Below are 25,249 nucleotides of genomic sequence, written 5' to 3'. Positions count from 1 at the left end.
AATGCGCCTCGCTTCTTTCAGACTCGCGCCATGCAAGGCGGCGCTGGCTCTGGCCTTGGCCTATGCAGCGCCGGCTCTAGCCTATTCCTTCGGACCATCGCATCCCTCAGCCAGCCAGCCTCCCCAATGGGCCCAGGATATTCTGCAGGGCATGCAGCAGGAGATAGACCGTGGGCTGGGCAGGCCGATGGCCCGCAACGCGGGCGCTCAGGAGCGCAAACTGGATGCCAACGGCATAGGCTGGTATTCGGACGTCCGGGTCGTCGCCCTGGAGCGCAGGGCAGATCTCATCTGCGCGCTGTTTGGCCGCGGCCCTGAGTGGGTCGTGGCGGGCTGCGCTCCGGTGTCTGCGGCCTACCGCCTCGCTGACAGCCTCATGACCAATCGTTCGCTGCGGGTCTACCTGGATCACACCAGACGCTATCCGCCGGTGCACAGGCAGGAGACCTTCCGCATCACGCACATCCAGCCATAGGCCGACTATGCTTGCCTGCATTCTGCAAAAACGGCTGTGCCTGCTGGCGAGCCTGCTGAGCGTGTCCGCCTGGGCGCACCCGTGGCCGCCGCACCTGCTCGTGGGCCAGGGCTATGGCCATTGCCCCGATGGTTATCACGGGCTGCCCATGGAGCACGCGCGCCTGCCAACCCTGCTGCCCCAATTGCAAGCCTTGCCGCCCGGCACCTATGGCCTGTCCGACGGCAAATACCTGAGCCAGCCACAAGGTGGCACGCTGGTGACGGCAACGGCTGACGAGGCCGCCAGCCTGCCCCGCAATCTTTGCCTCGCTTGGGGCCCCATACGACCGACCATAGATTCGGCCACGCCGCAGGCGCCGCATGACCACGGCCGGCTACGTTACGTCGACGTGCAGGTCAGCGCGCTCGAACGCCCGCACGGCAAGATGTGCGCCCGCTTTAGCCGCCACGGTCAGCCCGTGGCTGCAGGTTGCTTGGATGCACCGCTTTCCAGCCCGGCCACCGATGATTTGCTGCGGATGTTCCGTTTAGGCAGCACGCTGCGCCTGACGCTCGATGCCAGGCAGCCGCGCGGCAGGCTGAGCACGGGCCAGGCGGCCTACCGCATCGAGACTTTGAGCTACTGAACCCGCCGCACCTCAAACGCGCTCGAAGATCGCAGCGATACCCTGGCCGCCCCCAATACACATCGTCACCAAGGCATATCGACCCTGGATGCGCTGCAGTTCATACAGCGCCTTGACGGTGATGATAGCCCCCGTCGCACCGATGGGGTGCCCCAGGCTGATACCACTGCCGTTCGGATTGACCTTCTCTGGGTCGAGCGCAAGCTCACGCGTGACCGCGCAGGCTTGTGCGGCGAACGCCTCGTTGGCTTCGATGACATCGAGCTGATCTACCGTCAGGCCGGCGCGCTTGAGCGCGGCCTGGGTCGCCGGTACAGGGCCGATACCCATGATGTCCGGATCCACGCCAGAATGCGCGTAAGCGACCAGACGGGCCAGGGGCTTGACCCCACGGCGCGCCGCCACACCGCCGTCCATCAACACCAGTGCGCCGGCGCCGTCGTTCAAGCCTGATGCATTGCCGGCCGTCACCGTGCCGTTTTCTTTCTGAAATACCGGTTTGAGTTTGGACAGGCCGGCCACGTCGACATCCGCACGCACGTGCTCATCGACGTCGAACACCACCTCCCCTTTTCGGGTTTTTAGGGTAATGGGCACGATCTGATCCTTGAAGCGGCCCGCCTCAATAGCCGCGCTGGCGCGCCGGTGCGACTCCGCGGCCAGGGCATCCTGATCGGCCCGGCTGACGCCAAAACGTGCCGCCACATTCTCTGCCGTCACGCCCATGTGCATACGGCCAAAGGGGTCCGACAATGCTCCTGTCATCATGTCGACCATGACACTGTCGCCCATGCGCGCGCCCCAGCGCTGTCCCTGTGCAATATAGGGGGCCCGGCTCATGCTTTCGGCGCCCGCAGCCACGGCGACCTCGGCATCCCCGATGCAGGATGCACTGGGCTGCGGACACCACGACCTGTAGACCCGAACCGCACAAGCGATTGACGTTGAAGGCCGGGGTCTGCTTGCTGATTCCGGCGTTGATGGCGGCCACGCGCGACAGATACATGTCGCGCGGTTCAGTGCAGATGACGTTGCCCACGGCGACATGACCGACCTCATCGCCGTTGACGCCAGCGCGATTGAGCGCCTCACGGATGACGGTGGCAGCCAGATCGCAGGGGGGCACATCCTTGAGCGCGCCGCCAAAATCCCCTATGGCGCTGCGCGCGCCGGCGATGACCAGCACTTCCTTCATGATGTTCCTCCTGGATTAAACGTCTCGGAGGATCATCATACCCGCGGCTTAGCGACCGGCGGCGGCGGCGCTCAAACCATTAGCCACGCCCATGTCGGTTTTGGGCACGTCGTGCAACACGACTCTGACATCCTGACCACTGATGCCCAGGCTCTCGCAGGCGGCCTGATTCAAGGCCGAGATGAGTGCGCTCTTTAGCTCGGGGGTACGACCTGCGATCAGGTCCACGATGATAAGGGCCATGTCCTTGCCCAACTCACCCGCCACGATGACATGCCCTGCGTCAACTTCGGCCAAGGTAATGCGCACGCTGGCCACGGGCGCGCCGATGCTGTCGACCACCGCCTGGCTGAGGGACTTGAGCAGAGCAGTCTTGGCCGAGGGCGCGTAGCCCTGCATGATCTGGACGTTCAGGATGGGCATGGCGTTTTTCCAATGAAAATGAGGCCCCTGTCACTGACGGGGGGCCTCATCATAGCCTCACAGGCAAGCCGTGCCCAGGCAGGCCAGCTCAGTTCGGGAGCTTTTCCGGATCGGCCGGGTCAAGCGGCGCGGCAGGCTCGGCCGACACAGCGGCTTCGTTGCTCTCGGCCACGACGGGAGCAACAAGCTCGACGACCTTCTTGCGCGATAGCATGCCCAAAAACTCGTCATCCTCACCGGTGACAGCCAAGGGCTGATCGCTGTGCACCAATTGGGACAGTACCTGATCCAGACCTGCTGTGGCAGGGACGGACGCCAGGTCTTCGACATAGCGCGACACGTCGCGCGCCCCTTCCTGCTGCGCCAACATGGCGGCTTGCCCGGTCAGTATGCCTGCCAGACGCTTGCCGCCGAGCACCGGAGCGTACTCGTAATTGAGTGCCTGCATCCGTTCGAGCGAGTGCGCAGGGCGGGAGCGCATCGTCAGCGTCAGGCGCGACGGATTGACAGCGTGGGCCGCGTTGAGGACCTTGGTGCGATTGACGTCCTGCAGGAAAGCCTGCACATAATCGTTCGCCGGGCTCAGCAGAATGTCTTCCGGAGTTCCTTCCTGCACCAACTCGCCGCCCTTGAGAATGGCGATGCGGTTTCCCAGGCGCAGAGCTTCGTCCAGATCGTGCGTGATGAAGACGATGGTCTTGTTCAGCTTGGCCTGCAATTGCAACAGATGATCCTGCATCTCGCGACGGATCAACGGGTCAAGCGCGGAGAACGCTTCGTCCATCAACAGAATCTCGGCATCCGTGGCCAGGGCACGGGCCAAGCCGACGCGCTGCTGCATGCCGCCGGACAACTGGTGAGGATACTGCGACTCGAAACCGTTGAGTCCCACCTGATCCAGCCAGTGCCGCGCACGTTCTTCGCGCTTGGCGCGGGACACACCCTGCACTGCCAGCCCATAGGCCGCGTTGTCCAGCACCGTGCGGTGCGGAAATAGCCCGAAGCGCTGGAAGACCATGCTCATTTTCTTCTGGCGGAAAGCCTCCAGGTCGCGCTTGTTCAAGCTCACCACGTCGACCCCATCGACCAGAATCTGGCCCGCGCTGGGCTCGATCAGACGATTGAAATGACGGATCAACGTTGACTTGCCAGATCCGGACAGCCCCATGATGACAAAGATGCTGCCTTCGTCAATCGAAAGGCTGATGTTGCGCAAGCCCAGGGTATGACCCGTTTCCGCCAGCAGCGCTTCCTTGCTGATACCGTCCTGCGCGGCCTTGAGGCATTTCTGCGGATGGGGTCCGAAGATCTTGTAGATATTCTTGACTTCAATCTTGCTCATCGGTGGCCTCCTGCGCGCACACGCTGCCCATAGGACTGCGTAATACGATCAAACAATACCGCCAGCACCACAATGCCCAGACCCGCCAGCAGGCCGCGGCCCACCTCCAGGCGGTTGATACCCAGCAGCACTTCATAGCCCAGGCCGCGCGCGCCGATCATGGAGGCGATCACCACCATGGACAGCGCCATCATCGTTGTCTGGTTCACGCCAGCCATGATGTTGGGCAGCGCCAGGGGAAGCTGCACGCCGAACAGTTGCTGGCGCGAATTGGCACCAAAGGCACGCGAGGCTTCCAGGACTTCGTGATCGACCAGGCGAATACCCAGGTCGGTCAGGCGGATCAACGGGGGCACGGCGTAGATAACCGTTGCGATCAGCGCCGGAATCTTGCCCAGCCCGAACAGCATGACCACGGGGATCAAATAGACGAAGCTGGGCATCGTCTGCATCACATCCAGCACGGGCAGCATGACCGAGCGCAACCACTGCACTCGTGCCATGAGTATGCCCAAGGGGATACCGATGATCACCGACAGGCCGGCGGCCATGATCATGAGGGCCAGCGTCTGCATGCCGGCATCCCACAGGCCGAGAAAGCCGATCACGCACAGCAAGGCGCCCATGGCCACGCTCAGACCGATACGGCGGCTGACCAGCCAGGCAATGGCCACCGTGGCCAGCACGACAGCCCACCAAGGCGAGGTGCGCAGCAATTGCTCGAGCCACACCAGCACTTTGAGAACGGGGCTGGCCAGGGCTTCAAGCGTATCGGCGTAATTGGTCACAAGATGATCGACGAACTCGTCGATCACCCCACGAACGGATTTCGCGGGTATCCATTCAGGAAACATCAGAGAACTCCTCTTTCGGGAGATTGCATGGCCCGGCCATTACGGCTGGGGCAGCATGCTCGGGAATCTTCACGGCCATTGCGACCGGATCGGGACGGAGGTCGTCCCCGGCCCCGGGGAGGGGCCGGCTTGCCTGAACTCAGAGCGAGGCCTCGACGCGAGTGGCCACATCAGCCGGCACCCACTTCTTCCAGATATCCGCCTTGTTCTTCAGGAACCATTGCGCCACTTCGGCGGAATCGTCACCCGAGGACTCCATGTGAGCCAGCGTCTCGTCCATCTGCGCGCGCGGCACATTGACCTTGGACAAAAAGCCCGTCAACTCCGGCGCCTCTTTCGAGAAAGCCGTGTTCACTGCGGTGAAGACCGGATTCTCGGGATAGGCGCTGGCCTGCGGCTTGTCACATTTGGGCGAGGTCAGGCACTTATGCTTCTCAGCGTCATAAGGGGGCATTTCCAGCTTGACCAGATCCATGGCGCCAACCAGCGGCGTCGGGAACCAGTAGTAGAACACCACGTCCTGCTTGCGCTTATAGGCCGACATCAGGGCAGCCTTCTGGGCCGCGCCGGTGCCAGGCGAATACAGCGTGAAGCTGTCGTCGAGCTTGAGCGCATGAAACAGATTGGTACTCGTGACCTCGCATCCCCAACCGGCCGGGCAACCGTAGAAACGGCCTTTACCAGGTTCTTCCGGGTCCTTGAATTTATCCTTGAACTTGGGCAGGTCGGCCGCCGACTTCAACTCGGGGTAGCGCTCGGCCGTGTAGCGGGGAATGAACCAGGCTTCGCCGCCCATGTAGATATCACCGACGCGCTTGACCTTGCCGGTCTTCTGGGCGCGCTCCCAGGGATCAGCCACGCTGTTTAGCCAAATCTCGGAATTGATATCCAGGTCACCACGCTCCAGCGCGGCCAGGGCAGGCAAGGTTTCGGTGGGCAGGGTTTCGGTCTTGCAGCCGTAGCCCTTTTCCATGATGAAACGTTCTACGTCTACCAGGACCAGGTTGGATTCCCAGTTCATTGCGCCAAACTTCACGGGACGTTTGAGTTCGCATTGCGGGGCGGCATGAGCGGCTCCGGCGAACACTGAAAAAATGGCCGTAGCGGCCAAGGCCTTGAGGGGGGTGAAACGCATGGCTTTTGCCTCCATAGGTTCAAGGACACAGCGGCTGCGCGAATCGCAGGCCGTGCCGTAGAGCTAAGGGGGTTGTGCGGAAGACGGGCAAAACCACCAATACAAACCGACACTCACAGCAGAAAATCCAGCCGGGCGGCCGGTTTTCCAAATGACAGCGCGTTGTTTGCGGCGCATGCCGCCAATCAAAACGCAGAAAATTGAAAGAAACTCAATGAAGAAGACTGCATGTTAGACGATTTTGACGACTCAACCAAGCTCAGGCCATTACATTAAGTAGCATTTGGGCCATAAACAGCCTAGGGAAACTCCCAGGGATACGCATGACAGCCGGGGGGTTCCCCCTGCCATTGGAGTGCAACAAAAAAACCACCCCGACAGTTTCATTACGTTACTAATTTAGAGAATTTTGCTAGGAGAAAGACGGTCTGAAACACCCGTTCACGGCCGCCATGGACAGAAAAAAAGGTTCATCGCGGAATAGCGTGGAGCCGTGCTTGATTGCCGTTACGCTTGATCCTTGATTTTTCAAGGATCAAGGCCGGGATCATGCTGGACCGCAAGACGATCGAGAGGTTGGGTGGGTGGGAAGGTTATCGGGTGGAGCGGGTCGTGTGGCCTGAAGGTGAGAGCCGGACGGTCACGATTTACCTGAAGCCTTCAGCGCGAACGATGCACTGCGAGCACTGCGGCAACCGATGTCGGCAGGTGCATGAGACGACCACGCGCCGGGTGCGGGATCTGCCGCTAATGGCGCTGCGAGTGACGCTGGTAGTGCCGCGTCGGCGGGTCTGGTGCGAGCAGTGCGGTGGACCGCATCTGGAGAGGCTGAGCTGGCTGGGCCGTTACCAGCGAGTGACCGACCGGCTGGCCGAGGCGGTCAGCCAGTTGCTTGAGTCCAGCAACATTCTGGCCGTGGCGCGCTTCTTCCAACTGGGTTGGCACACGGTCAAGGCGCTGGACAAGGCCCTGCTGCGACGGGCGATCCAAGAGCCGGACTGGAGCCAGATCCACTACCTAGCGATGGACGAGTTCGCTCTACACAAGGGCCATCGTTATGCCACGGTCGTTGTCGATCCGATCCGCCGTCAGGTGCTATGGATCGGTGATGGCCGCTCGCGCGAGACGGCCAGAGCCTTCTTCGAACAACTGCCAACAGGAGTTGCCCAGCAGATCCGGGCCGTAGCGATCGACATGACGACGGCCTATGAGCTGGAGATCCAGGCCAACTGCCCCAACGCCGAGATCGTCTACGACCTGTTCCACGTCGTGGCCAAGTACGGCCGTGAAGTGATAGACCGGGTGCGTGTAGACCAAGCGAACCAGTTGCGGCACGACAAGCCGGCCCGCCGGGTGATCAAGTCCAGTCGCTGGCTACTGCTGCGCAATCGCAAAAACCTCGATCCGTGCCAATCGGTAAAGTTGGACGAGTTGCTCCAGGCCAACCAGCCCTTGCTCACCGCTTATCTGATGCGCGATGAGCTCAAACAGCTGTGGTTCTACCAACACCCCGGCTACGCCCGCCAGGCATGGGATCACTGGCTGCAACAGGCTCAGGGCAGCGGCATCGCCGCCTTGGCTCACTTCGCGCTCAAGCTAAAAGCCTATCTGCACGGGATTCTGTCTCGCTGTCGCCACCGGCTCAACACCAGCATCGTCGAGGGCATCAACAACACCATCAAAGTCATCAAGCGCCGCGCCTACGGTTACCGCGATCAGGAGTACTTCTTCCTCAAGATCCGGTCTGCATTCCCCGGTATTCCTCGATGAACCAAAAAAATGCCCCTTTCGGGGCTGCCCTCGCGGACCGATCAGGCCTTGATATCCTGATACATGTACTCGCGTCGCCAAGGATACTGCCGATCCGGCGGGTAATTGAGCTCCTGGTCATCCCCCTTGGCCGGCGTGCTGACCAGGATCTGATGCAAGGCAATCCAGCCGTGCTCGAAGGCCATCGCGCACCCGGCAAGATAAAGCCGGTAGGCGCGCAGCGACCGGGCGCCCTGCTCGCCCGACAAAATGCGGGAAGCGTCTTCCAACTTGGTTTCGAGTTCGTCACTCCAGGCCCATAGCGTGCGGGCATAGTGCGGACGCAGGTTTTCGACGTCGCCCGCCTCCAGGCCACCGGCGGTAACGGCTTCGAGCACGCTGCTGATATGAGTAAGCTCGCCGCCGGGGAAAATATACTTCTCGATGAACTCACCCATGCCGCTGCCCAACTCGGAGTTGTACAGGCCTGCAGCCGTGATACCGTGGTTCATGATGAGACCGCCCGGCTTGATGAGGTTGCGCAACTTGGCAAAGTAACCCGGCAACTGCGCGCGGCCCACGTGCTCGAACATGCCGACAGATGCTATTTTGTCGTACGGCTGGGTCTCATCGAGTTTGCGGTAATCCAGCAACTCCATGCGCACCCGCCCGGATAACCCCTTGCTCTCGATCAGCCTGTTGACGTGGGCATGCTGGTTACGCGAAAGCGTGATGCCAGTGGCATCCACGCCGTAATTTTCAGCCGCCCAAAGCAGCAACCCGCCCCAGCCGGCGCCCACGTCCAGAAAGCGCTCACCCTGACGCAGCTTCAATTTGCGGCAGATGAGGTCGAGCTTGGCCTCCTGGGCCTGCGCCAGCGTCATGCCGGGTTCGCGATAATAGGCGCAAGAATAGACGCGCCGCGGGTCGAGCCACAAGGCGTAAAACTCATCCGACAAGTCATAATGAAATTCGATCTGCTTGGCATCGCGTTCGACGGAATGCCGCCATACGGACGTCACTTTGCGTATCAGCTCGGTCAACCATCCGCCACGAGCAGCATCGACCGGCGACCCGGGCAGAAGCGCGGCCGCCGCGGCCATTACATCGCGCATGCTGCCTTGGATGTCAATCCGGCCCTCGACGTAATCCTGACCCAAGACCCCCACGGAGCCCTCGGCCAGGTGAGCCAGGGCCCCCTTGTCGCGAGCGGCAAAGCGCACCTTGGCCTGAGGCGGCCCCAATACGGTCCCGTCAGGCAGTTGAAGTTGTACCGACACCGGCAGGGCGGCAAGCTTACGTTCGACAACAGACAGCAAAGGATTAACCAATTCCCTCTCCACTGGAACATGACCGACACAGCGACTTTATCGGAAAACAGTTGAAATTTGTACGTAAGGGCGTGCGTGCTACAGTCATTGGCTCGGCCAATCCTGGGGAACCTCCCGCTGCATGCCGAGCCGCCCGCTGTTTTCCGCCCCCCAGATGCCACCTTCTTCCCCCCGCCTGCCTCCCGTTCCGAATCCTTAGGCCGCAGCCTGCCAGGCTGGCTCATCCTGATGGGCGCACTCACCGCCATCGGACCTTTCTCCATTGATATGTATCTGCCGGCGTTTCCGACGATCGCGCAGAACCTTGGGGTGGCGCGCGGGGACGTCGAGCGCACGCTGGCGGCCTATCTGGTCGGGCTGGCCATGGCACAGGTGGTCTATGGCCCTCTGGCTGACCGCTACGGACGCAAGCTGCCCGTCATGGCGGGGCTGGTGCTCTACATCGTGGCCTCGCTGGGCTGTGCGCTGGCTGGCAACATCGAGTCGCTGACCTGGTGGCGGGTGATTCAGGCGCTGGGGGGCGCGGCCGGCGTGGTCATCCCGCGCGCGGTCATCCGCGATCACTATGAGACGCAGGATGCCGCCCGAGCCATGTCGCTGCTCATGCTCATCATGGGGCTCGCCCCGATTCTGGCACCGCTGGCTGGCGGACAACTGCTCAGTATCGTCGGTTGGCGCAGCCTGTTCTGGCTCATGGCCCTAGCGGCGGCCGCCATGTTGACCAGCGTCATTTTCATCATGAAGGAATCCCTCGCTCCCGAACGAGTCGTCCCCCTGCGCTGGCATACCATTTTCGGCAACTACGGTGCCCTGCTGACGCACCGCTCGTTTCTGGCCCACAGCCTGGCAGGCGGCCTGGGACAGGCGGGGATGTTTGCTTACATCGTGGGTTCACCACGCATCTTTATCGAGTACTACGGGGTGGCGCCGCAATACTATGGTTTGCTGTTTGGCGCCAATGCCGCAGCGCTCATCGTGGGCTCGCAGGTCAGCGCCCGACTGCTGCGCCGCCTGCAGCCAGCGACCTTGCAGCGCCGAGCCCAGAACGCGCTGGCCATCGCCAGCCTTACCGCGGTGGTATTGACCATTACCGGCATGATGAGCCTGCCGCTCTTGATGCTTTGCCTGATCGGCTATATGTTCAGCCAGGGTTTCGTGAATCCGAACTCGGCCGCGCTGGCCCTGGCCGAGCAGGGCCGACGACTGGGTGCCGCCTCGGCCATGCTGGGCACCTTGCAGTTATCCTGCGGAGCATTGGCCGGTCTGATCATCAGCCTCTGGCAGACGCAAAGCGCCCTGCCGCTGACCACGGTGCTGGCAGGGTGTGCCTGCCTGTCTTGGGCGGCCGGGCGCATCGCAAGACGCGGGGCTTGACCTCGAATTGCAATTCGTCGTATAGTCGAAGACTGAGCATTAATTCCATATCCCGTGCGTGACTACTATGCTTTGTAGTTGCCACATTACTTACTTCTGCCTGGGTTTTTTTCTAGTCAGCGGCTAAGCGGGTATAAGCACGGGCCAGCTTGCGGGTCATCAGCACTACGATGACCGCTACACGCAGCGGCCCTCATCCAGGTTTTTGGGTGGCTAGCAGGAGATTTCCAATCCCTGCTTGTGCGAATATCCCCCTTAGCCTCGGCCTTGCGAGACTCCCGGCGAATAAACACAAGAGGTGCATCCATGGCACGTGTTTGCCAAGTAACCGGCAAAGGCCCGATGGTGGGCAACAATGTTTCGCACGCCAACAACAAAACCAAGCGCCGCTTCCTGCCCAACCTGCAGTCGCGCCGCTTCTGGGTTGAGAGCGAAAACCGCTGGGTCCGTCTGCGCGTGACGGCCAAGGCCATCCGCACGATCGACAAGAACGGCATCGACGCCGTGCTGGCCGACCTGCGCGCACGCGGCGAAGTGGCCTAAGCCCGGCGCAGCCCCATCACGCCTCATTCCGTGCGCGCCACATAGCGCCACGAACTGCAAATTCATACTAGGAGCCCGACATGGCCAAAGGTATCCGCGAAAAGATCAAGCTCGAGTCGACCGCCGGCACGGGCCATTTCTACACGACCACCAAGAACAAGCGCAACATGCCCGAAAAGATGCTGATCAAGAAGTTTGATCCGGTCGCTCGCAAGCACGTTGACTACAAGGAAACCAAGCTGAAGTAATTCAGCCGTTTCGGTCGCAAAAGCCCTGCCCTCGCAGGGCTTTTTGTTTTTGCACCCCGGAAACAAGCAGAAAGCGGCAAAAACAGGCGCGAATTCGTACGGTAACGCCGCCGCCGGCACCCTTACACTCGACCAAAAGACCACTGCCCCAGCCTCATGCGCTCTTGCAACGCTTTCCTGCTAGGTTTGGCCCTCATGGCGGCGGGCTCCGTTGCCCGGGCGCAAGACTCCCCCCCCATCAGGCTGGGCGAAGTCCAATCCATGGTCGCCGACAAAGAGTTTGCGCAGGGCTGGCGCATGGCCCTGGAGGACATCAACCAGGCCGGCGGCGTCCTGGGCCGTCCAGTGCAAGTCGTGCCGATCAAGATTGCCCCCGGCGCACCAGTGCCGAACGTCATTGCGCTCTTCGACCCAGAACCTGACAGCGCGCAAGCCTTGCTGACATCCCGGCAGGCCGCCGCGTGGCAGCTGCCCTACCTGGTCGTACGCGCCCCCAGCGACCGTCTGGTCTGGCAGGAAGGCAATCGCTATACCTTCCGCCTGGCACCCTCGAGCCGGATGCGCATCGCCGCGCTCGCCCCCCGGGCACTGGCCCTGCGACAGACACGCTGGGCCCTTGTTCATGCCGCTTCCCAGGATGGGCAGGAGCAGGCCGCGTCGTTTGCTGCCACATTGGCGGCCTTCCAAGCCAGGCACGACATCGTCAGCCGCCAGGCCGTCACCGCCGGTCAAGTCAATGCAGACCTGATGCGGGCCTTGCAAGCCAGCCATACGCAGGCGCTACTGGTGGCCCTGCGCGGTCAGGATCTGATTACCTTCAGCAAACTGGTCCTGCAGTTGCCCACCCTGCAACAGTTGCCGGCAATCATCCTGCATGGCGAAGACCTGCCCGACAGGGCGCCGGCTGGCTGGATCGTCGCCACACACGGCGCCCTGAATGAGCAAGATGGCTTTGCCATTGAGTACGGCGCACGCATGGGGCACCCGCCCAATCTGGCGGCCTTGCAAGGCTATGTGGCGCTGCACAGCCTCGTCGCGGCGCTGCGCACGGCGCAATCTGCCGACCCCGAGAAACTGACAGATGCATTCGAGGGGCTGCGTGTAGACAGCGCAGTAGGGCCCATCCTGTACCGTAAGGCAGACCATCAATCCACCATGGGCCTGTCGCTAGGCGTATGGGAAGAAAAAGGTTCATCGCGGAATAGCGTGGAGCCGTGCTTGATTGCCGTTACGCTTGATCCTTGATTTTTCAAGGATCAAGGCCGGGATCATGCTGGACCGCAAGACGATCGAGAGGTTGGGTGGGTGGGAAGGTTATCGGGTGGAGCGGGTCGTGTGGCCTGAAGGTGAGAGCCGGACGGTCACGATTTACCTGAAGCCTTCAGCGCGAACGATGCACTGCGAGCACTGCGGCAACCGATGTCGGCAGGTGCATGAGACGACCACGCGCCGGGTGCGGGATCTGCCGCTAATGGCGCTGCGAGTGACGCTGGTAGTGCCGCGTCGGCGGGTCTGGTGCGAGCAGTGCAGTGGACCGCATCTGGAGAGGCTGAGCTGGCTGGGCCGTTACCAGCGAGTGACCGACCGGCTGGCCGAGGCGGTCAGCCAGTTGCTTGAGTCCAGCAACATTCTGGCCGTGGCGCGCTTCTTCCAACTGGGTTGGCACACGGTCAAGGCGCTGGACAAGGCCCTGCTGCGACGGGCGATCCAAGAGCCGGACTGGAGTCAGATCCACTACCTAGCGATGGACGAGTTCGCTCTACACAAGGGCCATCGTTATGCCACGGTCGTTGTCGATCCGATCCGCCGTCAGGTGCTATGGATCGGTGATGGCCGCTCGCGCGAGACGGCCAGAGCCTTCTTCGAACAACTGCCAACTGGGGTTGCCCAGCAGATCCGGGCCGTAGCGATCGACATGACGACGGCCTATGAGCTGGAGATCCAGGCCAACTGCCCCAACGCCGAGATCGTCTACGACCTGTTCCACGTCGTGGCCAAGTACGGCCGTGAAGTGATAGACCGGGTGCGTGTAGACCAAGCGAACCAGTTGCGGCACGACAAGCCGGCCCGCCGGGTGATCAAGTCCAGTCGCTGGCTACTGCTGCGCAATCGCAAAAACCTCGATCCGTGCCAATCGGTAAAGTTGGACGAGTTGCTCCAGGCCAACCAGCCCTTGCTCACCGCTTATCTGATGCGCGATGAGCTCAAACAGCTGTGGTTCTACCAACACCCCGGCTACGCCCGCCAGGCATGGGATCACTGGCTGCAACAGGCTCAGGGCAGCGGCATCGCCGCCTTGGCTCACTTCGCGCTCAAGCTAAAAGCCTATCTGCACGGGATTCTGTCTCGCTGTCGCCACCGGCTCAACACCAGCATCGTCGAGGGCATCAACAACACCATCAAAGTCATCAAGCGCCGCGCCTACGGCTACCGCGATCAGGAGTACTTCTTCCTCAAGATCCGGTCTGCATTCCCCGGTATTCCTCGATGAACCAAGAAAAAGGGCTCGGCCCGCTCACCTATCTCGAGGGCAGCCGGCTGCAACTGCCTGACGCCGTGGCGCAACGGCTGCGCAAGCCCGTGAGAACGACGCCGCCTGCGCCGCCGCCAAGCGTCAGTTCTGCCGCCGTGCCTCACCTGCCCACGTTCGACGCATCTGGATTGCACCCCGGAGGAACCGCGCTTTCGGCCTGGCCCGACTGATGTGCCGTGCCGGGCGGCCCACACTCCAGGAAGCAGCGGGCCTGACAAGAACGGCATACGGCAGGATCCAGGCGCTGGTAGATGCTGCCAATGGCAGTGGCCTTGTCGGGAAAGATGTGATCCGGGCCCAGGCGCTCGACGAAGCCCGTGCGCTGCCACGTCGCCAGCACCTCGGGCCACGGACGATGAAAATAAATATCACCGCCCAGGGCCCTTCGGCGCTTGAGTTCGTCTTCCCAGACCTGCGCCCCCGCCTGATCAATGAAGTTCATGCTCTTGGTCATAACCAGCAAATGGGGCGCCCCCCCTGCCGCAAGGCGCCCAACCGCTCGTCCACATAAGCGGCGGCACCAAAGTAAACCGAACCTTCCATACGCAACAGACATAGCTGCGGACACGGCGGCAATACCGGGGCGCTGCTGTCTCGCACCACGAAATGACGTGCAGCATCCTGCGCATCGATCCCCATGATGCGCATCGCAGGCCGCGAGGTGCGATACAAGTAGGCCGACAACGACAGCAAGGCGCCCAGCATGATGGCCACTTCCATGCGGATGAACAAGGTCGCGGCCATCGTGGCCGCGGCGATCATGGCCTCGTTGCGATCGACTTTGGCCAACCAGTACCACCGCGAGACATCGAGCAGGGTCCAGGCCACCAGCAATAGCAAGGCGGCGATGGCCGCATAAGGGATGTGAGCGAGCAAGGGTACGCTCAGCAACACCAGCCCCACCAGTATCAGAGCCGAGAACACCGCAGCCATGGGGGTGCGTGCACCGGCTTCATAGTTGGGCAACGACCGGTTCAGCGATCCGCAGGACAAATAACAGGAAAACAAGCCGCCGACGGCATTGGACAGCCCCTGCCCGAAGAACTCCCGGTTCGGATCGATGACCTGGCCTGAACGCTGGGCCACCGCTTTGGCGATGGAGATGGACTGCGCCAGGGCCACGATGGTCAGCGGCACGGCCACACCCAGCATATCGGGCAGCCGGCGCCACTCCACGTCAGGAATATGCAGCGGCGGCAAAGGCTGCGCGATAGGCCCCAGCACAGCTAGCCCGGCGCCAAGCATATCCATCAGCCAGCCGGCGAGCGTGCCAGCCGCGAGCCCGACCAGCATATGCGGACGGCGCCGATCCCAGCGCCGCACCGCCAGTGCGCTGACCAACGTGACCACGGTCACGACGATGGCGCCTGCACTGATCCGCCCTGCAAACAGGGCTGAGAACGTTTCCGACAGGCCATGCGCGGCCTCGCGAGGCACGCCAAAAGCATCCTTCAAGGCATGCAGGGCAATCAGGATCGCTGCGCCACTGGTAAAGCCGAACAGTGCCGCCGGCGAAATGAAATTGGCCAGCACGCCCAGCCGCAACAAACTCACTGCCAGTTGCATCAGCCCCACCAGCACGGTGACGGCCAGCGCCAGCTCGATATAGCCGGGCGAACCCGGCACGGCCATGGGTGCGAGCACGGCCAGCAAGGCCAGCGAGTTGGCATTGGTAGGACCGGACAAGACATGCCGGCTAGAGCCGAAGAGTCCGGCAATGACGCAGGGCACCACTGCGCTGTAAAGCCCATATTGCGGCGGCAAGCCGGCCAGCAAGGCAAATGCCATGCCCTGCGGAAGCACGAGCAACGCGCCGAGCAGTCCAGCCATCGCATCGCTGCGCAGGACGGCGGGCGTAATGTCGAGAACCCAGCTTCCCATCCATCGAGCAGCGCGCAAGTATCTCCCCTTGTTTGTTGATTGCGCGACATCCGCGCCAAGGCGCCTAGCGTAATCTGCGCCACGCACTCACGCAACGAGTGCGTGGCATTGCAAACACCTTAAAACAAGACCTCGCACGCGGCCGTGCATCCTGTTTCTCGCGAAAACAACATCTCGTAAGTATTAAACCGCGTAAAAATTCATGCGCGCGCCGTAGTTTCCGCTATCATCGGGCGCGTGGTGCCGGACATCCGTCGCAAGCGCCGCTTTATTACCCAACATACGGATCTTGACCATGGCTACCAAAGCAAAAGCTCCCGCCAAGAAAGTCACCAAAACCGCCACCAAGGCTCCTGCCAAGAAGGCCGTCGCCACCAAGCCGGCCGTGAAGAAGACGGCCACCGCTGCCGTGCGCCCCATCAAGGAAGCACTGAACAAGTCGCAACTGATCGCTCACCTGGTTGAAAGCACCAGCGTCGAAGCCAAGTCGGTCAAGGCAGTTCTGGCTGGCCTCGAAGCCGCCGTGCTGGGTTCGGTTGACAAGAAGGGTGCTGGCGAATTCACGCTGGCTGGCCTGTTCAAGGTTGCCGTGCAAAAGGTTCCGGCCAAGGCCAAGCGCTTCGGCAAGGATCCGTTCACTGGCCAAGAGCGTTGGTTCCCGGCCAAGCCGGCTTCGGTGAAGGTCAAGGTTCGCCCGCTCAAGAAGCTCAAGGACGCAGCGCAGTAAGCCTCGTCGTCCGGTCAAACCGGAAAGAGCCCGCCTCAGAGACCTGAGGCGGGCTCTTTCTTTTGGGGGTTGATTGCAGCCCACTTATCTTGATATAAAGATACTCTACATAAAGATAAGTGCCTCATGAAAGACCACGTCGACCTTGTCCTAGCCCAATGGGCGCAACAACGCCCGGATCTGGACGTCTCTGCGATGGCGGTTTGCAGCCGCCTGTTTCGCATGAACATCGTCGCCGCGCGTAATGCCGACCGAGCTTTTCGCGCGCACGGCATGCATCAGGGTGAATTCGATGTACTGGCCACGTTGTTTCGGGCCGGCCTGCCCTACAGCATGAGCCCACAGCAACTGATCGGGGCTTTGCTGCTGTCTTCGGGCGCGATGACCAACCGGCTGGACCGGCTCGAGAGTGCCGGCCTGATCGCGCGCAGCCCGAATCCCGAGGACCGCCGCAGCGTGCTGGTTTCACTCACCCAGCAAGGTCAGCGCGCCTTGCGCCACGTGCTGGAGGCATATCTGGATGAAATGGAGCAGACCCTGGCTCCGCTGAACGCCAGCGAACGCCGTCAGCTCGCCGGCCTGCTCAAGCGCCTGCTGGCCCCGCACGATCAACATGCCCCTGGAGGCGTCGAATTTTGAACTCCCGTCTTACTCCCGCGATGGTTTTCCTGATGTCAGTGGCCACCGGCCTGGCGGTGGCCGGCAACTATTACGCCCAGCCTCTGCTGCATATCATCGGCGAACAATTCCAGGTCTCCAACGCCACCACGGGCAGCATCGTTACGATTGCCCAATTGAGCTACGCCGTTGGCCTGGTGCTGATCGTTCCGTTGGGCGACCTGGTGGAGCGGCGCCGACTCATCGTCTTCATGACGGCGCTGTCGGCCGTCGGGCTGTTGATATCGGCCAGCGCCCCTGGCATCAGCTGGTTGATGCTGGGCACCTTCCTGACCGGCATGCTGTCGGTCGTCGCCCAGGTGCTGGTGCCGTTTGCTGCGACGCTGGCCGACCCGGCGCAGCGCGGCCGCATCGTCGGCACGCTCATGAGCGGTTTGCTGCTTGGCATTCTGCTGGCGCGCACCGCCTCGGGGGTCCTGGCCGATCTGGGCGGTTGGCGCACGGTCTATTGGGTAGCCTCGGTGCTGCTGCTGGGGATGTCTGTCGTGCTGTGGCGTATCCTGCTCGATCACCGCGGCTCGGCCCAACTGAGCTACCCGCGCCTGCTGATGTCCATCGTCCATCTCTACCGTGAAGAGCCGCTACTGCGCGCGCGCTCTATCATCGGCGGGCTTATCTTCGCCTGCTTCAGCATGTTGTGGACGCCGCTGACCTTCCTGCTGTCGAGCCCGCCCTACGGCTACAGCACCACGACCATCGGGCTGTTCGGCCTGGCCGGTGCGCTCGGCGCCTACGCGGCCCGCGCCTTTGGACGCATGGCAGATCAGGGCCTGGGCAACCGCGCCACGGTTGCAGGCCTGGTCCTGCTGCTGGGATCCTGGGGACTGATCGCCTGGGGCGCCCACGCCGTCATCCCCCTGCTGATCGGCATCATCATCCAGGACATGGCTATCCAGGGCGTGCACGTGACCAATCAGAGCGCCGTCTACCGGCTGCGCCCGGAGGCGCGCAGCCGGCTCACGGCTGGCTATATGACGTCTTATTTCATTGGTGGAGCCGCCGGCTCGCTCGCGTCGGCCTGGATCTACGGCCATTATGGATGGTATGGGGTGACGGCCACGGGCGCTATCACCGCCCTGCTGGCGCTGCTCTACGGCTGCCTGGCCAAGGGGGCCAGCATCCCCGCAACCCCGGCTTCCCCATCCTCGACCTAGCACCTCCTATAATCTAGGGTTTGAGCGTCCGTCCGCCGGCCGCACCCATCCCTATTTCTACGCACGAGTCCATGCAGGAACGCTATCAACCTACTCTCGTCGAAGCGGCCGCCCAAGAAGACTGGCAGGCCCGTGACGCCTATCTCGTCCATGAGCACGCAAAGAACGCTGACGGCTCCGAAAAGCCCAAGTTCTATGCCTGCTCCATGCTGCCCTACCCCAGCGGCAAGCTGCACATGGGCCACGTGCGCAACTACACGATCAACGACATGATGGCGCGCCAGTTGCGCATGCGCGGCTACAACGTGCTCATGCCCATGGGCTGGGATGCCTTCGGCATGCCTGCGGAGAACGCGGCCATCAAATCCAAGGTCCCGCCAGCCAAGTGGACCTATGACAACATCGCCTACATGAAAAAGCAGATGAAGGCGATGGGGCTGGCCATCGACTGGTCGCGCGAGATGTGCGCCTGCGATCCCGCATACTACAAATGGAACCAATGGTTGTTCCTGAAGATGCTGGAAAAAGGCATTGCCTATCGCAAGACCCAGGTAGTCAACTGGGATCCGGTCGATCAGACCGTGCTGGCCAACGAGCAGGTCATCGACGGCCGCGGCTGGCGCTCTGGCGCGCTGGTCGAGAAGCGGGAAATCCCCGGCTATTACCTGCGCATCACCGACTACGCCGACGAACTGCTCGACCAGGTCAAGAACCATCTGCCCGGCTGGCCCGAGCGAGTACGCATCATGCAGGAGAACTGGATCGGCAAGTCCGCCGGTGTCCGTCTGGCCTTCCCCCATGACATCAAGGACGAAGACGGCCAGCCCATCCAGGAGGGCAAGCTGTTTGTGTTCACCACGCGTGCCGACACGCTCATGGGCGTGACGTTCTGCGCCGTCGCACCAGAGCACCCGCTGGCCACGTATGCGGCGCGCAACAATCCGGCGCTGGCCAGTTTCATCGAGCAATGCAAGCTGGGTGGCACCACCGAAGCCGAGATCGCAACGCGCGAAAAGGAAGGCATGCGTACCGGCCTGACCGTCACGCACCCCTTGTCCGGTCAGCCGGTGGAGGTCTGGGTCGGCAACTATGTGCTGATGAGCTATGGCGACGGCGCCGTAATGGGTGTTCCTGCCCACGATGAGCGCGACTTCGCCTTCGCCCGCAAGTATGGCCTGACCATCCGCCAGGTCATCGCCCTCGAGGGCAAAACCTACTCTGAACAAGCGTGGCAGGAATGGTATGGCGACAAGCAGTCGGGCCGCGCGATCAACTCGGGCGCCTACGACGGCCTGAGCTCGGCCGAGGCCATCGATGCCATCGCCGGCGACCTGGCTGCCAAGGGCCTGGGCGAAAAACAAACCACCTATCGCCTGCGCGACTGGGGTATTTCGCGCCAGCGTTACTGGGGCACGCCCATTCCTATCATTCACTGCCCGGATTGCGGTCCCGTGCCCGTGCCCGAGCAAGACCTGCCCGTAGTGCTGCCCGATGACCTGATCCCGGATGGCTCGAGCAATCCGCTGGCCAAGAACGAGGCCTTTCTGTCGTGCTCATGCCCGTCCTGCGGCAAGCCGGCGCGGCGTGAAACCGACACCATGGACACCTTTGTGGACTCGTCCTGGTATTTCATGCGCTATACCTCGCCGGGCAACGACCAGGCCATGGTGGATGATCGCAACGATTACTGGATGCCCATGGACCAGTACATCGGCGGCATCGAGCACGCCGTATTGCACCTGCTCTATGCGCGGTTCTGGACCAAGGTCATGCGCGACCTCGGCATGCTCAAGTTCGACGAGCCCTTTACCCGCCTGCTCTGCCAGGGCATGGTGCTCAACCATATTTATTCGCGCCGCACCCCGCAAGGTGGCATCGAATACTTCTGGCCCGAAGAGGTCGAGAACATCTATGACGCCAAGGGCGCCATCACCGGTGCCCGCCTGAAATCCGACGGCTCTGAAATCACCTACGGCGGCGTGGGTACGATGTCCAAGTCCAAGAACAATGGCGTGGACCCGCAATCTCTCATCGATACGCTGGGTGCCGACACCGCGCGGCTGTTCGTCACGTTTGCGAGCCCGCCCGAGCAGACACTCGAGTGGTCGGATTCGGGGGTCGAAGGCGCCAACCGCTTCTTGCGCCGCCTCTGGTCGCTGGGTTACGAGCACCGCGAGGCCGTCGCCCGCGGTCTGGCCCAGGGCACCGATTGGCAAGATGCCCCCGCTGTCGTCAAGGATCTGCGCCGCGAAATGTACGGCCTGCTCAAGCAGGCCGAGTACGATTACCAGCGCATTCAATACAACACGGTGGTGTCGGCCTGCATGAAAATGCTCAACGCCCTGGATAACGCCAAGCTGCCCGAAGGCCACGCCAGCGACGCCGTGCGTGCCGAAGGTCTGGGCCTGCTGTTGCGAGTGCTCTATCCGGTGGTGCCGCATGTCACGTGGCAACTCTGGCGCGATCTGGGCTTCGCTCAGGAAATGGGCGATTTGCTTGACGCTGCCTGGCCGCACGTCGATGAGGGCGCCCTGGTGGCCGAAGAAATCGAGCTCATGCTTCAGGTCAACGGCAAGCTGCGTGGAGCCATCCGCGTGACCGCCAAGGCCGCCAAGGAAGACATCGAACAGATCGCCCTGGCTCAAGAGGAGGTGACGCGCTTCCTCGAAGGCCGCCCGCCCAAGCGGGTGATTGTGGTGCCGGGCAAATTGGTCAACGTTGTGGGCTGACAAGGATACGCATGAACCTCGCCGGGTTTTTCCTGCTGTTTTTCCCAAGGTCACGGGGCCTGAAGGCTACTGGCCTGGCCGTGGTCATGCTGCTGACTGCCTGCGGCTTCCAGATGCGGGGGGAAACGCCCCTGCCCTTCAAAACCTTGTATGTCGGTATTCCCGACAACACGCGCTTCGGCGCGGACGTCAGGCGTTCGATCCGAGCGGTTTCTCCGGAAACGCGCATTGTCGCTGACCCGAAGGCCGCTGCGGCCAATCTGCAGCAGGTCAGCAGCACACGCAGTTTGCGCGACGTGGCGCTCAATGCCCAGGGCCGGGTCGAGGAGTACGAATTGGGGCTGGTGTTCACGTTCCGGCTGGTCGACTCCACCGGGCGCGCCATCATTCCCGACACTACCTTCACGGTCTATCGCGATCTGCCTTACGACGATGGCGTCGTGCAAGCCAAACAGTCGCAGATGGAGGCGCTGTACGAATCCATGCAGCAGACCCTGCTCAGCCGCCTGCTACGCCGCCTGACGGCGCCGGACGTGGCGGAATCGATGCACCGACTCGAGCAAACCAAGGATGACATCAGCGAAGATACTCCGCTGTTCGATCCGAACGTACGCACCGACCAACGACAGGGCCCGGCGCTCTGGAATACGCCCAATATCACCCCGGGGCGTGGCGCACAGCCTGAATAATGGCGCAGCATCTGGATGCCGACGGGCTGCTCGATCACCTGAGGCGCGGCCCGCTGGCCGCGCTCTACACCCTCTCGGGTGACGAACCGTTGCTGGTCACCGAAGCTGGCGATGCCTTGCGGGCCGCGGCGCGCAAGGCGGGGTTTACGGATCGCAGCTCTCTGGTCATGGATGCCCGCGGCGACTGGAGCGCAGTCCTCGCGGCCACGCAAAGCGTGTCGTTGTTCGGCGATCGTCGCCTGCTGGAAATCAAGATTCCCACCGGCAAACCCGGTAAGACCGGTGCCGATACCCTCACACGCCTGGCCGAGCAGGCCGAACGCCAACCGGACGCCGACACCTTGATCGTAGTGTCGCTGCCCCGCCTGGATCGCGCGACGCGCGAATCCAAATGGGCTCAGGCCCTGGCGCGCAGCGGGATCAGCGCCGATATCCCGACGATAGAGCGCACGCGCCTGCCCGCCTGGGTCGGCGCACGGCTGGCACGCCAGAATCAGCGCGTCGATGGCGCCACCCTGCAATGGATGGCCGACAAGGTGGAAGGCAATCTTCTGGCCGCACACCAGGAAATCCTCAAATTGGGGTTGCTGTATCCCGAAGGCGAGATCGCCGCCGAAGATGTCGAGCGCGCCGTCCTCAATGTCGCGCGATACGATGTCTTCGGTCTGCGCGACGCCATGCTGGCCGGTGATATCGCCCGTACGGTGCGCATGCTCGACGGCCTGCGGGCCGAGGGCGAAGCGCTGCCGCTGGTGCTCTGGGCCGTTGGTGAAGAAATCCGCCTGCTGGCCAGGATTGCCGAAGCCCGGCAGCACCGCCAGGACGTGGGCGCTCTCATGCGCCGCCTGCGGATCTTCGGCGCCCATGAACGCTTGGCCTTGCAGGCCCTGGGCCGCGTCCCTCCCCAGGCTTGGCCTGCCGCCGTGCAGCATGCCCATGAGGTTGACCGGCTGATCAAAGGCCTTACCGTCCCCGGGCGTCTGACCGACCCCTGGGAAGAAATGACACGTCTGACCCTGCGCGTGGCTGCGACCGGCGCACGCGCCTGATCCCCCATTTTTGGATGTCCCCCATGTCCTCAATCGAACAAACCATGCTCACGCTGGGCGTAAACGCCCGGCAAGCCGCGCGTGCCATGATGCGTGCCAGCGGCTCGGCCAAAAATCGGGCCCTGCTCACCATGGCCGAACTGCTGACCGACGGCAAGCAGGCCCTGCAACAGGCCAATGCGCGTGATGTCGACAGCGCGCGCGCAAACGGCCTGGAGGCGGCGCAGCTGGACCGGCTCACCTTATCGGATCGCAGTGTGCAACTGATGGCCGAAGGCCTGCGTCAGATCGCCGCGTTGCCCGACCCTGTCGGCAGTCTCGGCCCGACCACGGTACGCCCCAATGGCATGCGCGTGGCGCAAATGCGGGTGCCGTTGGGCGTGATCGGCATCATTTATGAGTCGCGCCCCAACGTCACCATCGATGCGGCGGCGCTCTGCCTGAAGTCGGGTAACGCCACCATCCTGCGTGGCGGCAGCGAAGCGCTCCACTCCAATGTCGCCCTGGGCGCCATCATCCAAGCGGGTCTGGCTGCCGCGGAACTTCCACCGGCGGCCGTTCAGGTGGTAGACACCACCGACAGGGCTGCGGTCGGCAAACTCATTACCATGACCGAGCACGTGGACGTCATCGTGCCCCGCGGAGGCAAAAACCTGATCGCACGCCTGGCTCAGAAAGCCCGCGTGCCGCTCATCAAACATCTGGACGGCAACTGCCATGTTTACCTGGATGCCGCCGCCGATGCGGATCGGGCATTCGAGATCACCTTCAACGCCAAGACCTACCGTTATGGCATTTGCGGGGCCATGGAAACATTGCTGGTGCATCAGGCTGTGGCCCCCACCCTGCTGCCTCGCATTGGCCAGGCTCTGCAGCAGCACGGCGTCGAATTGCGCGGCTGCGAGCGCAGCCGCGCAATCCTGCCGGCCATCAAACCGGCCGACGAGCAAGACTGGGGTACCGAGTACCTCGCCCCCATCCTGGCCGTCCGAGTGGTCGATACCCTGGATCAGGCGATTGAACATATCGCCCGCTGGGGTTCCGGGCACACCGACGCCATCGTCACGGAAGACCTGGCTGCCGCCCAACGTTTTCAACGCGAGGTCGACTCCAGTTCGGTCTACGCCAACCTGCCCACCTGCTTTGCCGATGGCTTTGAGTACGGCCTGGGAGCGGAGATCGGGATTTCCACCAACCGCCTGCACGCCCGGGGCCCGGTCGGCCTCGAAGGCCTGACCACGTACAAATGGGTACTCACTGGCGAAGGCCAGACCCGCGGATAGTCCACTATGACGGCCCTTTACTCTCAGACCTTTGTTTTCGTTTTCAGCCTGTTCGCGCTGTGCTTCATTACGTGCACGATCTGCGGCCTGGTGCTTTTTTTCTGGAAAAGCAAGCGTGTCAACAGCGTGCTCAAACACCCCCTCCTCGAACACCGTCCCTTCCGGCAGTATTCCTTCTCGATTCAGGCGGCGATTTTCCTGGATTACTTCCTGCGCCTGACCTTCCCGCGCGCCAAGCGCTGGGTGGCCGGCTACGCCAACTACCAGCTCAAGTATGTCGATCCCAAGAAAGTGCCGCTGGACGTCAAGTGGCCCATCATCGGATTCTGGGGTTCGTGCTGGGTAGGCCTAATCGCCATGATCGCCCTGTGGATCATGCTGATGCTCGGCCGCTGAGGATAGCAGCCCCTCCGATCACGAGCGCGTTGGTGACAGACCACGGCAAGGTGCGCCGGCGCGGCCAGGCGCCGGGCATGCAACAATGGAGCCAGGGCCTGCCAGGCAATGCCCTGCCCACTGCTTACCCCGACACCTCAGGGAGATCCGCATGAGCCAGACCACGCCGGAAGTCACGCATCTTGCCGATCAAGGCCGATTCGAAATCATTGTCGATGGCCTTGTCAGCGAACTGGAGTACCAACTGCACGATGGCGTCATGGTCATCCTGCACACGGGCGTGCCCGCAGCCGTCGGCGGACGCGGCATCGCAGCCCAACTGACAACGTCGGCCTTGAATACGGCGCGCGAACACGGCTGGAAGGTGCGCCCACTGTGCTCCTATGCCGTGGTCTATTTCAAGCGCCACCCCGAGTACAACGACCTGCTCGCATGAAACCCGGCTCGTTGATGTGCCCCTGCGGCAGCGGCGACGTTTACTCCGGTTGCTGCGGCCGCTGGCACCAGAACGAATCACCTGCGCCCGATGCGGCCAGCCTGATGCGCTCGCGCTACAGCGCCTTCGTCATGGACGAGTTGGACTATCTGATGACGACCTGGCACCCCTCGACGCGACCCGCCGAGCTTGCCCCCAATCCGCCCGATCTCAAATGGCTGGGCCTGCAGGTACGTCGTCACGAGCAGGACGGCGAGGCTCACGCCATCGTGGAGTTCGTGGCGCGCTACCGGCAGGCAGGACGCGCGACCCGACTGCACGAGATCAGCCGCTTCGAGTGTATCGATGGCCGTTGGTACTATGTGGATGGCGAGTTCCCAGCGTGAGCGCGTGCGGG

Annotated in this window: 23 protein-coding genes and 2 pseudogenes; 18 read left to right on the top strand and 7 right to left on the bottom strand. The window is 62.5% G+C overall.

All coding sequences use genetic code 11. The features are described 5' to 3' along the window. The first annotated feature begins 1 nt into the window (after position 1). Positions 2-475: a hypothetical protein gene (locus LK440_RS01730; RefSeq protein ID WP_005015996.1), complete on the top strand. Its 474-nt coding sequence runs from the start codon at positions 2-4 to the stop codon at positions 473-475. A 7-nt stretch (positions 476-482) separates the two neighbouring features. Continuing rightward, positions 483-1,103 (top strand): hypothetical protein, encoded by a 621-nt coding sequence (locus LK440_RS01725; RefSeq protein ID WP_005016002.1) that lies wholly within the window; start codon positions 483-485, stop codon positions 1,101-1,103. A gap of 12 nt (positions 1,104-1,115) precedes the next feature. Here LK440_RS01725 and LK440_RS01720 read toward each other — a convergent pair. The 5 genes and pseudogenes from LK440_RS01720 to LK440_RS01700 all read right to left on the bottom strand — a co-directional run bounded on the left by LK440_RS01720 (position 1,116) and on the right by LK440_RS01700 (position 6,052). Then, positions 1,116-2,298, bottom strand: a pseudogene (locus tag LK440_RS01720) (acetyl-CoA C-acyltransferase family protein). 48 nt (positions 2,299-2,346) lie between these two features. Next, positions 2,347-2,721 (bottom strand): tautomerase family protein, encoded by a 375-nt coding sequence (locus tag LK440_RS01715; protein WP_005016004.1) that lies wholly within the window; start codon positions 2,719-2,721, stop codon positions 2,347-2,349. A gap of 88 nt (positions 2,722-2,809) precedes the next feature. Beyond that, complete coding sequence (locus LK440_RS01710) at positions 2,810-4,063, bottom strand: quaternary amine ABC transporter ATP-binding protein (RefSeq protein ID WP_005016008.1); 1,254 nt, start codon at positions 4,061-4,063, stop codon at positions 2,810-2,812. Beyond that, the gene (locus tag LK440_RS01705; protein ID WP_005016011.1) at positions 4,060-4,917 is read right to left on the bottom strand and encodes an ABC transporter permease; all 858 of its coding nucleotides are present in this window, start codon (positions 4,915-4,917) and stop codon (positions 4,060-4,062) included. Before LK440_RS01705 ends, LK440_RS01710 begins: the two co-directional genes overlap by 4 nt. 139 nt (positions 4,918-5,056) lie before the next feature. Continuing rightward, positions 5,057-6,052, bottom strand: coding sequence for an ABC transporter substrate-binding protein (locus LK440_RS01700; protein ID WP_005016013.1), 996 nt, complete (start codon positions 6,050-6,052; stop codon positions 5,057-5,059). 549 nt (positions 6,053-6,601) lie between these two features. On the opposite strand from LK440_RS01700, the gene LK440_RS01695 reads away from it, so the two are divergent. Beyond that, positions 6,602-7,822 (top strand): ISL3 family transposase, encoded by a 1,221-nt coding sequence (locus LK440_RS01695; protein ID WP_005011985.1) that lies wholly within the window; start codon positions 6,602-6,604, stop codon positions 7,820-7,822. A gap of 41 nt (positions 7,823-7,863) precedes the next feature. On the opposite strand, the gene LK440_RS01690 is transcribed toward LK440_RS01695, so the two are convergent. Beyond that, positions 7,864-9,132 carry a class I SAM-dependent methyltransferase gene (locus LK440_RS01690; protein ID WP_017685909.1) on the bottom strand — a complete coding sequence of 423 codons (1,269 nt, stop codon included), beginning with the start codon at positions 9,130-9,132 and terminating at the stop codon, positions 7,864-7,866. Between the two features lie 228 nt (positions 9,133-9,360). On the opposite strand from LK440_RS01690, the gene LK440_RS01685 reads away from it, so the two are divergent. The 5 genes from LK440_RS01685 (at position 9,361) to LK440_RS01665 (ending at position 13,788) form a co-directional block, all read left to right on the top strand. After that, positions 9,361-10,506 (top strand): multidrug effflux MFS transporter, encoded by a 1,146-nt coding sequence (locus tag LK440_RS01685; protein ID WP_005016018.1) that lies wholly within the window; start codon positions 9,361-9,363, stop codon positions 10,504-10,506. Between the two features lie 306 nt (positions 10,507-10,812). Then, on the top strand, positions 10,813-11,049 hold the full coding sequence (gene rpmB / locus LK440_RS01680; protein ID WP_005016019.1) for a 50S ribosomal protein L28: 237 nt from the start codon (positions 10,813-10,815) through the stop codon (positions 11,047-11,049). Positions 11,050-11,129: 80 nt separating this feature from the next. Beyond that, positions 11,130-11,297, top strand: coding sequence for a 50S ribosomal protein L33 (gene rpmG, locus LK440_RS01675; protein WP_003810296.1), 168 nt, complete (start codon positions 11,130-11,132; stop codon positions 11,295-11,297). Between the two features lie 156 nt (positions 11,298-11,453). Next, entirely contained in the window at positions 11,454-12,542 is a 1,089-nt protein-coding gene (locus tag LK440_RS01670; protein WP_005016021.1) for an ABC transporter substrate-binding protein, read from the top strand. A gap of 25 nt (positions 12,543-12,567) precedes the next feature. Continuing rightward, entirely contained in the window at positions 12,568-13,788 is a 1,221-nt protein-coding gene (locus LK440_RS01665) for an ISL3 family transposase (protein ID WP_005016023.1), read from the top strand. A gap of 142 nt (positions 13,789-13,930) precedes the next feature. Here LK440_RS01665 and LK440_RS01660 read toward each other — a convergent pair. Then, positions 13,931-15,711, bottom strand: a pseudogene (locus LK440_RS01660) (SulP family inorganic anion transporter). A gap of 295 nt (positions 15,712-16,006) precedes the next feature. Between LK440_RS01660 and LK440_RS01655 the strand changes: the two are divergent. The 10 genes from LK440_RS01655 to LK440_RS01610 all read left to right on the top strand — a co-directional run bounded on the left by LK440_RS01655 (position 16,007) and on the right by LK440_RS01610 (position 25,238). Continuing rightward, positions 16,007-16,438 carry an HU family DNA-binding protein gene (locus LK440_RS01655; RefSeq protein ID WP_005016024.1) on the top strand — a complete coding sequence of 144 codons (432 nt, stop codon included), beginning with the start codon at positions 16,007-16,009 and terminating at the stop codon, positions 16,436-16,438. 126 nt (positions 16,439-16,564) lie between these two features. Then, positions 16,565-17,077, top strand: a complete 513-nt coding sequence (locus tag LK440_RS01650) for a MarR family winged helix-turn-helix transcriptional regulator (protein WP_005016025.1) — start codon at positions 16,565-16,567, stop codon at positions 17,075-17,077. Positions 17,078-17,097: 20 nt separating this feature from the next. Further along, a complete protein-coding gene (locus LK440_RS01645; RefSeq protein WP_017685931.1) occupies positions 17,098-18,270 on the top strand; it encodes an MFS transporter in 1,173 nt (390 codons plus the stop codon). A 71-nt stretch (positions 18,271-18,341) separates the two neighbouring features. Beyond that, the gene (gene leuS, locus LK440_RS01640) at positions 18,342-20,999 is read left to right on the top strand and encodes a leucine--tRNA ligase (RefSeq protein ID WP_005016033.1); all 2,658 of its coding nucleotides are present in this window, start codon (positions 18,342-18,344) and stop codon (positions 20,997-20,999) included. Between the two features lie 11 nt (positions 21,000-21,010). Then, positions 21,011-21,688, top strand: a complete 678-nt coding sequence (locus tag LK440_RS01635) for an LPS-assembly lipoprotein LptE (RefSeq protein WP_005016042.1) — start codon at positions 21,011-21,013, stop codon at positions 21,686-21,688. Then, positions 21,688-22,737: a DNA polymerase III subunit delta gene (gene holA, locus LK440_RS01630; protein WP_005016043.1), complete on the top strand. Its 1,050-nt coding sequence runs from the start codon at positions 21,688-21,690 to the stop codon at positions 22,735-22,737. The genes LK440_RS01635 and holA overlap by 1 nt, the downstream gene beginning before the upstream one ends. Before the next feature lie 23 nt (positions 22,738-22,760). Then, positions 22,761-24,020: a glutamate-5-semialdehyde dehydrogenase gene (locus LK440_RS01625; protein ID WP_005016044.1), complete on the top strand. Its 1,260-nt coding sequence runs from the start codon at positions 22,761-22,763 to the stop codon at positions 24,018-24,020. 6 nt (positions 24,021-24,026) lie between these two features. Further along, the gene (locus LK440_RS01620) at positions 24,027-24,416 is read left to right on the top strand and encodes a hypothetical protein (protein WP_005016045.1); all 390 of its coding nucleotides are present in this window, start codon (positions 24,027-24,029) and stop codon (positions 24,414-24,416) included. Between the two features lie 151 nt (positions 24,417-24,567). After that, entirely contained in the window at positions 24,568-24,852 is a 285-nt protein-coding gene (locus LK440_RS01615) for a GNAT family N-acetyltransferase (RefSeq protein ID WP_005016046.1), read from the top strand. Continuing rightward, positions 24,849-25,238, top strand: coding sequence for a YchJ family protein (locus tag LK440_RS01610; RefSeq protein ID WP_005016047.1), 390 nt, complete (start codon positions 24,849-24,851; stop codon positions 25,236-25,238). The genes LK440_RS01615 and LK440_RS01610 overlap by 4 nt, the downstream gene beginning before the upstream one ends. Positions 25,239-25,249 lie beyond the last annotated feature (11 nt).

The organism is Bordetella holmesii, from assembly GCF_020735985.1.
Lineage (GTDB): Bacteria > Pseudomonadota > Gammaproteobacteria > Burkholderiales > Burkholderiaceae_B > Bordetella > Bordetella holmesii.
Note: the sequence above shows the minus strand (reverse complement) of the source record. Positions and strands in the feature narration are given on the sequence as shown.